This is a genomic window from Synechococcus sp. Cruz CV12-2-Slac-r (assembly GCF_024346075.1).
In the GTDB taxonomy this organism is placed as follows: Bacteria; Cyanobacteriota; Cyanobacteriia; order PCC-6307; family Cyanobiaceae; genus Synechococcus_D.
Genome location: NZ_JAGQEK010000229.1, coordinates 1 through 2,109 on the forward strand (window position 1 = coordinate 1; position 2,109 = coordinate 2,109).

Here is a 2,109-nt window from a genome sequence, read left to right on the forward strand (position 1 = left end):
ACCGGCAATAAGACCACCGGGCACGCCGTGCATCAACCAGCCCAGGTAGGTGGCCAGCTGCATGGCCTCAGGCCCGGGCAGCAGCATGCAGTAGTTGAGAGCGTGCAGGTAGCGCTGCTCTGAGAGCCAGCGGCGCCGGTCGACCAGCTCGCGATGTAACAGGGCGATCTGTCCGGCCGGCCCACCGAAGCTCACCCAGCCGAGATGGAACCAGAAACGGGAGGCCTCTTTGAGGCTCACAGCGCAGGGCGTGACAAGGGGAACAGGTTGCGTCATCGGCTGTGTATGCAGAGCAATGCACCGTTGCTCCACAGCATCAAGCATTAATGTGCCCCCTGTTCCTGTGGGAATAGATCGAATCCTTTGCAAATATCAACGGCTTTTTAAGCAATAGCTGCCGGAGCTAAACCAACCAAGCGGGTATGAATTGCCCTACCAGGTCTGCAAAAGTGTGTCGCTCATTTGTAAATTGGTATAAACACCAGCAACGTCATTGCAGCGGGGCGATAGCAATTTGTATAAAAGCAAACTGCCTTTTTAGAACAGGCACGCCAAGCAAAACCAAAACGCGCGAGCAGAAAAAGGTGTTACTGGAAACACCCTGATTTGCTGTGGATTAATGATCCATTAGAGCCCCTAGAAACAAGCCTTCAAGTAGATTTAGTTAGATGGCACAATTGCTTCTAAAAAGTATATTTTCATTATGATTATTTCCCTGGGTGCGATGCGAGGATTGAAGCCCATGACTTCCACTCCACTCCCCCTAGTGACCCGTGAGGCCTTAAAGGTCTTCACACAAAAGCTTATGGAGCATTTCGCTCCTCAGAAAGTGATCCTGTTTGGCTCCCAGGCCCGCCGCGAGGCTCGCTGGGATTCCGACGCAGACATTTTGTTGGTGATGAGGCTTGAGGGCAGCCTCGGGGAACAAACACAGTCAAATAAATTCCGATTCCAAAAGCCAGTTATGTAAATCAGCAAGCAGCTGACATGGTGCGCTAATAGCGAATTGGGCATCCGCTTTTGTGGCATAAGAGCCGGGGTAACGCAAACTAACGCCTCCATGGGTAAACCTTTCAAGTGCAATCAAGGGAAATTACTCTAAGAAAATTGATATAAGAGGCATAAAATTCTTCCAAAAGATGTCATCGGCGGTTATGTGTACCAAGAAGATGATTCTTTGGTGTTACCTAGACTTTGAAATTAGCTCTTGCCGCATACCTGTGGTAAGAGCTGAGCCAGGCAAATGGGGTTGGAGCCTATGCACTGTGTTGTTGCTACGGTGAAGGCAGTGGTGAGTAAGACATGAATTTTTCATTGGAGTGCGAGCAAGAGGTTGATGGCCGTTGGATCGCAGAAGTTCCTGAACTCCCTGGCGTTCTCTCTTATGGCGACTCGGCTGCAGATGCAATGTCAAAGGCTGAGATATTGGCGCTTCGTGTTATTGCCGACAGGCTTGAATATGGCGACTCCGAGCCTATGAATATCAGCTTATCGCTCCCCATCAGTGCATGAGTCCCTGGCCCTCCGTAAAAGCCAAAAAGGTTTTAGTTGCTCTCCAGTCGATCGGATGGCATGTAAAGCGCCAGGCAGGCTCTCACAAGACTCTTTCTCGTGATGGATTCCCCGATTTTGTTTTTGCATTTCATGATGGTGAGGAGATAGGCCCCAGAATGTTATCTCGCATTGCAAAGAATACCGGTCTACAGCCAAGGGACCTGTGAAGAGCCTTAGAGAGAATTAATTTCCTCAAGTTAAATAAAATGTGGCCTTAACTTTGCATAAAGATGGTTAAGCCATTCTTCATACTGAATTTATTTGAGTATTGATATCTTGAATTTAGCCCTAAATTAATAAAATTTCTATTTACTTAGATGTACAACCTGATTGTGTTGTTTATGTTCTTTTTTATCAGCAAGCCTTGCTTGTTCTAGATCAACCCGGGTGATGTGGTAATCAAGCCTTCTTGCCGCAAGTACTAGTTCAGGGCCATACAAACACAATTGGCCATCAAAACTAGTGCTGTTTATCTGGGGCGGAACCTGTAACAAGATCACCCCAGAAAAACTGCCCCCGTGGGTGTGAGTTGGGTTGTAATCACCACGTTCTCCT

Annotated in this window: 4 protein-coding genes and 1 pseudogene; 3 read left to right on the forward strand and 2 right to left on the reverse strand. The window is 48.0% G+C overall.

Annotated features, from left to right (window positions below):
* On the reverse strand, positions 1-276 hold a 276-nt coding region (locus tag KB557_RS11000), incomplete at its 3' end, for a chromate transporter (protein ID WP_255134167.1).
* A 466-nt stretch (positions 277-742) separates the two neighbouring features.
* Between KB557_RS11000 and KB557_RS11005 the strand changes: the two genes are divergently transcribed.
* The 3 genes from KB557_RS11005 to KB557_RS11015 all read left to right on the forward strand — a co-directional run bounded on the left by KB557_RS11005 (position 743) and on the right by KB557_RS11015 (position 1,721).
* Complete coding sequence (locus tag KB557_RS11005) at positions 743-970, forward strand: nucleotidyltransferase domain-containing protein (protein ID WP_255134168.1); 228 nt, start codon at positions 743-745, stop codon at positions 968-970.
* A gap of 332 nt (positions 971-1,302) precedes the next feature.
* Complete coding sequence (locus KB557_RS11010; protein WP_255134170.1) at positions 1,303-1,512, forward strand: type II toxin-antitoxin system HicB family antitoxin; 210 nt, start codon at positions 1,303-1,305, stop codon at positions 1,510-1,512.
* Entirely contained in the window at positions 1,509-1,721 is a 213-nt protein-coding gene (locus KB557_RS11015) for a type II toxin-antitoxin system HicA family toxin (protein ID WP_255134172.1), read from the forward strand. Before KB557_RS11010 ends, KB557_RS11015 begins: the two co-directional genes overlap by 4 nt.
* 138 nt (positions 1,722-1,859) lie before the next feature.
* On the opposite strand, the pseudogene KB557_RS11020 reads toward KB557_RS11015, so the two are convergent.
* Positions 1,860-2,109 (reverse strand): annotated as a pseudogene (locus KB557_RS11020) (hypothetical protein); the annotation flags it as partial.